Below are 6423 nucleotides of genomic sequence, written 5' to 3'. Positions count from 1 at the left end.
GCCGTGGAGCGGCGCGGGGCGGGGTCAGCCGGTGGGTCGTAGGCCGAGCCGGAGCCGGTGAGTGTCACGAGTCGCTCTCCCCTGCGCTGTGCGTCCGCCGTGGTCTCGTCTGTCTCCATACGGTCACTGAAAACGGAACCCCCTCTCGCCGGACGCCGCCACCGCACGGCGGGCCGCCCGGGCCCGGTGCGACGGCACCGGCAGGCCCCCGTTCCGTGGGCCGACCGCGTTCCGGGCCGCCACCCACCGCATCCGGCAGGACCACCCCTGCGGGCAGGGCGATTGCGCCGACCGGGGGTACGGGAGGGTGCGGCGGAGACCGGGCGACACACGCGCAAAGATGTTGAATATTGAACGGAATAGGTCTACGGTGGGTCGCGTTGGAGTAGTTAAAGATTCAACATCACACCCAGGAGGCGTACACACCATGAGCATCTTCAGCCGCAACGACGCCCAGACCGCCACCGCCACCGGTGCCGCCGTGAGCCCTGAGCTGGCCGCCCTGACCGGCGACTACACGATCGACCCCGCGCACTCGACGATCGGCTTCGTCGCCCGGCACGCCATGGTCACCAACGTCAAGGGCGGCTTCCGGGACTTCACCGGCGCCCTCCACCTCGACGGCAGCGACCCGTCGCGGTCGACCGCCTCCATCGACGTCGTGATGGACAGCATCAGCACGGGCAACGCCGACCGCGACGGCCACCTGAAGAGCGCGGACTTCTTCAAGGCGGACGAGTTCCCGGCCATGACGTTCCGCTCCACCAAGGCAGAGGCGCTCGGCGGTGACGACTACCGGATCACCGGGGACCTGACGATCCTCGGCACGACCCGCCCCCTCGCCATCGACCTCGAGTTCAACGGCGCCGCGAAGGACCCCTTCGGCAACGAGCGCGTCGGCTTCGAGGGCAAGGCGGAAATTCTGCGCTCCGAGTGGGGCCTGACCTGGAACGCCGCACTGGAGACCGGCGGCGTCCTGGTCTCCGACAAGATCAAGCTCAACTTCGACATCTCGGCCATCCGGAACGCGTGAACCCCGCGGGGCCGGCCCGGTGACGTCAGCCCGGGCCGGCCTGGCCGGTTCCCGCCTCTTGTGCGGAGACTGTCGGCGTTCTCATGCTCCAGCAGCGCTATTGATCAGTCCATGCCAGCACATGGACGTTCTTTTTGGCCTGTCGCTGTCATGCGCTCGTCAATCTGACGCTTCGGTTGCACCTCCCAGTCGACCCTCTGACCGACGGCTTCCAGGGCCCGGTGCCGCATGGGTGCCGGTCCCGTCCGGACGGCGGACGGACGCCGGTGCCACTCCGGCCGTTTCGCGGGCCTGCTGGCGCCGGGCCGGCCAGTTTCGACGGCCGGCAGGCGCCGGGCCGGCCCTTTGCCTGATGCGGCCTGAGGCCCCGGCTGCTGCCCGGCGCAGGTGCGCCCCGGCTCAGCTGGTCGAGGCCCGGGCCTCCAGGTTCCGCACCGTCGCCGTCACCTGCGCGGCGCGGCTTCTCGTCGTCCTGGCGCGGAGTACGCCCAGCATCGCCAGGTAGCGGTCCGTGCGGCCCAGGGTCTCGAAGGCCGCGGCGGCGCGGGGGCTGCGGGCCAGGGCCGCCGCCAGGTCGGCCGGGACCTCGGCCTCCTTCTGGGACGCGTACGCCGCCTCCCACCGGCCGTCCGCCCGTGCGGACGCGACCTCCGCGAGTCCGCCGGGCCGCATCCGCCCGGCGGCGGTCAGTTCCTCTACGCGCCGGACGTTGACCATGGACCAGAGGCTGGCGGGGCGTCGCGGGGTGATCCGCTGGAGGTGGTGCGACTCGTCGAGTCCCTTGCGCTGCCCGGTGATCCACCCGTGGCACAGCGCCACGTCGTTGACGTCGGCGGCGGTGACGGAGGGGACCCCCGACCCCTTCTTCGCGACCCTGACCCAGAGGCCGGGGTGCGGGGCCGGGTGTGCCGTCAGCCAGGAGTCCAGGTCGGGCACGGTCTCGAAGGAGAGCGGGCCGGCGCCTTCGGAAGTGGTCATGGCATCACCGTAAGGACGAATCAGGCCAGGAGCCGTCCGCATGCGAGCAGCAGCCGCGCCTGTTCGCGGGCCTGGGCGATGGCGTCCGGGAAGACGCCCAGGCCATGGGCGACCAGGGCGCCCTCGGGCAGGAGCATCAGCGTCCCGCTCGTCGCGGTCCGCCTGGCGGAGAACCGGTGCACCCGGTCGACCCGGCCGCCCGGGTCCTGACCGAATCAGAATCCGCCCCCGAAGTCCCCGCCACCGCCGAAGTCGCCGCCGCCGAAGTCCCCGCCACCGAAACCGCCGCCGAAATCGCCGGTGTCGAAGTCCGCGCCGGAGACGTCGCCGCCCTCGTAGCCGCCGAAGTCGCCGTAGCCGGAGCCGTAGTCGGACGCGTAGGCGGGGGCCGCCATCATGCTGCCGAGCATGGTGCCGACGAGGAGGCCGGGCAGCAGGCCGCCGCCGAAGTAGCCGCCGGCCCAGGGGCCGTACGCCGGTCCGGCCTCCCAGTAGGGGCGGCGGCCGTGGTCCGTGTCGACCTCGCGGATCGCCGGGTCGCGGCCTTCGGCGAGACGCCTCTCGTCGGCCGCGCAGACCGGGACCTCGCGGGCGGTGCCGGCCGGGGGCGTCCAGGTGGCGTCGGCGACCGAGGGACCGTGGCGCGGGTCGAAGAAGCAGGGCGGACGGCGCTCCGGCAGCGTGCCGCCCTCGCGGCGGGCCTCGAGCCGGGCCAGGGAGAAGCGGCCGTCCTCCACGGCCTGGGTGACGGCCCGGACGTCCTCCGGTTTCGCCGCGGCCGCCATCAGGGACTTGGCCTGCTCGTAGGAGTCCAGGGCACGCTCGTAGTCGGTGCGCATCGCGTCGTCGGCGCCGGGCTCCCCGGGGTGGAAGTCGAGGCGGTCGAGTTCCTCGCCGAACGCGGTGATGTCCTCGTCGACGACCACCCGCAGCCTCTCCAGCGCGGCCCGCTGCTCCTCCTCGTGGCGGCGCCGGTTGCGGCGGACCCGGGCGTAGGCGCCCGCGCCGCCGACCGCGACCAGGGCGCCGACCGTGATCAGGCCGCCGACCGGTACGTCGGTGCCCGAGCCGTCGCTCCAGCTGCTCGGCGCCGAGCCGCCCACGTTGCGCAGGGCGTCGTCGACGAAGTCGTTCAGCTGGGCCTTGGTGTCGCCCGCGTCCTGCACCGCAGTGACCAGGTTGGACACCGCCTGCCGGCTCATGACCGAGCTGTCGGCACGGGCGTCGAACCGGTCGCCGAGGTGGATGCCGTACAGGCCCGTCACGCCGGTCTCCGTGCGGAGGTTCCGGAAGAGGTCCTGCGTTGGGTATCCGGCCGGGAGGACCGCCACGAAGACGGGCTTGTCCGCGTCCTTGATCTTGTCGGCGAGCGCCTCGGCGTCCGACGCCGCCAGCTGCCCGGAGGCGGCCGGATCGACGTAGACGGGGTTCTCGCGCAGTTCCTGGGCGACCTTCGAGAGGTCGGTGGCCGCGTGCGCACCCGGCGCACCGGCCAGCAGCACCGCCAGTACGGCGGCGACCGGCACGATCAACAGACGTACGACGGTACGCACCAGTGCGGCCTTCATATGTTCGAAGCTACCCGAAACCACCCAGAAAGGGTTATCCGTCGAGGCAGGGATTTGTGGCCGCGGCTGGGCCTAGGATGCCCTGCGGCCATCGGCCATCCAGGAGGGGCGGTAACAGGGGCATGTTCGGAAGACGCAGGGCTGCGGACATGACGGTGTCCGAACTGACCGAGCTGGACCGCTCGCGTACGCGGGCCGACCTGCTGTGGGAGCTGTACCGGCATGCCGAGGCGGAGGTGACGTCGGCGATCGGCTGGTATCTGGCGCGGCGCCGGGGACCGTCGCTGTGGTCGCGTTCGCTGCGGGCGCTGGCCACACTGCTGGGCATCGTCGGCACGATCACGCCGCTGGTGCACGCGGCCGCGCCCACGGCCGTGCAGCCCGAGTGGGGCTTCGTGTTCCTGGCCGGCGGGGCAGGCTGCGTACTCTTCGACCGGATCTTCGGGTTCTCGGCGTCCTGGACCCGTTACATCCGTGCCGAGATGGCGTTGCAGCAGATCCTCAAGAAGGCGCAGTCCGACTGGGCACAGGCGTTCCTGAGGACCACCGACTCCCCCAGCGACAAGGAGCAGGCCGCCCTGCTAGGGGTGATCGAGCGGCTGCGGACCGACGCGCAGCGGATCATCGAGGACGAGGGCACGGCGTGGGTCGGCTATCTGGCCGACGGCGTCGAGGAGCTGACCCGCTCCACCGCCACCGCCACCGGCCAGCGCTCCCACACGGCGGGCCTCTTCCGCCTCGACCGGACGCCCGGCCGTGAGCGGGGCGGCGAGGTACCGGTACCGCGGTCCCGGGACACGGCGATGTGACGCGCGCCCCGGGCACCCGGCCGGGCCGCCGCTACTCCGCCGGGGCGACTCCCGCGCGCAGCAGCCCGTAGGTGTACGCGTCCTCCAGTGCCTGCCAGCTGGCGGCGATGACGTTGTCGGCGACACCGACCGTCGACCACTCGCCCGTGCCGTCGGACGTGGAGATCAGCACCCGGGTCGTGGAGTTGGTGCCGTGCTTGCCCTCCAGGATGCGGACCTTGTAGTCCACCAGTTCCAGCTTGGCGAGCTGGGGGTAGATCTTCTCCAGGCCCACGCGCAGGGACCGGTCCAAGGCGTTGACGGGGCCGTTGCCCTCGGCCGTGGCGACGATGCGCTCACCCTTGGCCCACAGCTTGACCGTGGCCTCGTTGGCGTGGGAGCCGTCGGGCCGGTCCTCGACGATGGCGCGCCAGGACTCGACCTCGAAGTAGCTCAGTGGTCCGCCCTGGACCTCGGCGCGCAGCAGGAGTTCGAAGCTCGCGTCGGCCGCCTCGTACGTGTAGCCCTTGAGCTCGCGTTCCTTCACGCGCTCGACCACCCGGCCGACCAGCTCGCGGTCGCCGCCGAGGTCGACGCCGAGTTCCTTGCCCTTGAGCTCGATGGACGCGCGCCCGGCCATGTCGGAGACCAGCATCCGCATGGTGTTGCCGACCTGCTCGGGGTCGATGTGCTGGTACAGGTCCGGGTCGACCTTGATCGCCGAGGCGTGCAGTCCGGCCTTGTGGGCGAAGGCGGAGAGGCCGACATAGGGCTGGTGCGTGGAGGGGGTGAGGTTGACGACCTCGGCGATGGCGTGCGAGATACGCGTCATCTCCTGCAGGTGTCCCTCGGGCAGGACCTGCTTGCCGTACTTGAGCTCCAGGGCCGCCACGACCGGGAAGAGGTTCGCGTTGCCGACGCGCTCGCCGTAGCCGTTGGCCGTGCACTGCACGTGCGTCGCGCCCGCGTCGACGGCGGCCAGGGTGTTGGCGACCGCGCAGCCCGTGTCGTCCTGGGCGTGGATGCCGAGCCGGGCGCCGGTGTCGGCGAGGACCGTGGAGACGACGGCCTGGATCTGCGCCGGAAGCATGCCGCCGTTGGTGTCGCACAGAACGACGACGTCGGCGCCGGCCTCCGACGCCGTACGGACGACCGCCTTGGCGTACTCGGGGTTGGCCCGGTAGCCGTCGAAGAAGTGCTCGCAGTCGATGAAGACCCGGCGGCCCTGCTCCTTGAGGAAGGACACGGTGTCGCCGACCATCGCCAGGTTCTCGTCCAGGGTGGTGCGCAGGGCGAGTTCGACATGGCGGTCGTGCGACTTTGCGACCAGTGTGATCACCGGCGCACCGGACTCCAGGAGCGCCCGTACCTGCGGGTCCTGGTCGGCTGTGGTGCCGGCTCGGCGGGTGGAGCCGAACGCGACGAGCTGGGCGTGCCGGAAGTCGATCTCCTGCCCGGCGCGGGCGAAGAACTCGGTGTCCCGGGGGTTCGCGCCCGGCCAGCCGCCCTCGATGAAGCCCACGCCGAAGTCGTCCAGGTGCCGTGCGATGGCCAGCTTGTCGGCGACGGTGAGGTTGATGCCCTCACGCTGGGCGCCGTCGCGCAGGGTGGTGTCGAAGACGTGGAACGAATCGTCGAGGTCGCTGGTAGCGGTCATGGTCTCAAGGCTCCTGAGGATGGGATCTCGGTCGTACCGGAATGACCGGCTCCACCGCCCTCACATACTCCCTCGCGCTCTCGCCTCCGGCTGCGGGTGGGCCAGAAATGCGAAAAACCTCTCGCGGGTGCGAGAGGTCTGCGCGCGGGTCGAGGACGACGGTGTCCACCCGTACCTGGTCGTACGTGGTGGTCACTGCGGACCGGCGCGCCTGCTGCCAATAATCGTGGCGAACGAGAGCACGGAGGCAGTCTGGCACAACCCTCGCGCTTCGCTCACGGTTGTCTCAGGATGCGGTCGGTGACCCGATGTGGCGGACGTAGACGTGCGAGGTGTCGTACGTGTCGCCGGGCAGGGCGCAGGCCGGGGGCCGGGCACGGGCACAGACCGGGGGCCGGG

At 71.4% G+C, this 6423-nt stretch carries 5 protein-coding genes and 1 pseudogene; 2 read left to right on the top strand and 4 right to left on the bottom strand.

From position 1 onward, the window contains the following. Nucleotides 1-427 precede the first annotated feature (427 nt). Nucleotides 428-1033 (top strand): YceI family protein, encoded by a 606-nt coding sequence (locus C1J00_RS36055; protein ID WP_102913153.1) that lies wholly within the window; start codon nucleotides 428-430, stop codon nucleotides 1031-1033. A gap of 399 nt (nucleotides 1034-1432) precedes the next feature. Here the strand turns inward: C1J00_RS36055 and C1J00_RS36050 are convergent, their stop codons facing one another. The 3 genes and pseudogenes from C1J00_RS36050 to C1J00_RS36040 form a co-directional block, all read right to left on the bottom strand. Beyond that, complete coding sequence (locus C1J00_RS36050; RefSeq protein WP_102913152.1) at nucleotides 1433-2011, bottom strand: YdeI/OmpD-associated family protein; 579 nt, start codon at nucleotides 2009-2011, stop codon at nucleotides 1433-1435. Nucleotides 2012-2031: 20 nt separating this feature from the next. Beyond that, nucleotides 2032-2154, bottom strand: a pseudogene (locus tag C1J00_RS36045) (TetR family transcriptional regulator); the annotation flags it as partial. Between the two features lie 72 nt (nucleotides 2155-2226). Then, entirely contained in the window at nucleotides 2227-3579 is a 1353-nt protein-coding gene (locus C1J00_RS36040) for a hypothetical protein (protein WP_102913151.1), read from the bottom strand. A gap of 149 nt (nucleotides 3580-3728) precedes the next feature. On the opposite strand from C1J00_RS36040, the gene C1J00_RS36035 reads away from it, so the two are divergent. Beyond that, the gene (locus tag C1J00_RS36035; protein WP_102913150.1) at nucleotides 3729-4388 is read left to right on the top strand and encodes an SLATT domain-containing protein; all 660 of its coding nucleotides are present in this window, start codon (nucleotides 3729-3731) and stop codon (nucleotides 4386-4388) included. A 31-nt stretch (nucleotides 4389-4419) separates the two neighbouring features. Here the strand turns inward: C1J00_RS36035 and cimA are convergent, their stop codons facing one another. Further along, nucleotides 4420-6024 (bottom strand): citramalate synthase, encoded by a 1605-nt coding sequence (gene cimA / locus C1J00_RS36030; protein ID WP_102913149.1) that lies wholly within the window; start codon nucleotides 6022-6024, stop codon nucleotides 4420-4422. Nucleotides 6025-6423: the final 399 nt, after the last annotated feature.

Source organism: Streptomyces cahuitamycinicus (assembly GCF_002891435.1).
Classification (GTDB): Bacteria; Actinomycetota; Actinomycetes; order Streptomycetales; family Streptomycetaceae; genus Streptomyces; species Streptomyces cahuitamycinicus.
The sequence above is the reverse complement of the archived record's forward strand: the minus strand, read 5'-3'. Positions and strand labels throughout refer to the sequence as shown.

Coding starts and splice junctions, on each gene's coding strand:
- C1J00_RS36055 (WP_102913153.1), top strand. CDS start 428: ATGAGCATCTTCAGCCGCAACGACGCCCAGACCGCCACCGCCACCGGT.
- C1J00_RS36050 (WP_102913152.1), bottom strand. CDS start 2,011: ATGACCACTTCCGAAGGCGCCGGCCCGCTCTCCTTCGAGACCGTGCCC.
- C1J00_RS36040 (WP_102913151.1), bottom strand. CDS start 3,579: ATGAAGGCCGCACTGGTGCGTACCGTCGTACGTCTGTTGATCGTGCCG.
- C1J00_RS36035 (WP_102913150.1), top strand. CDS start 3,729: ATGACGGTGTCCGAACTGACCGAGCTGGACCGCTCGCGTACGCGGGCC.
- cimA (WP_102913149.1), bottom strand. CDS start 6,024: ATGACCGCTACCAGCGACCTCGACGATTCGTTCCACGTCTTCGACACC.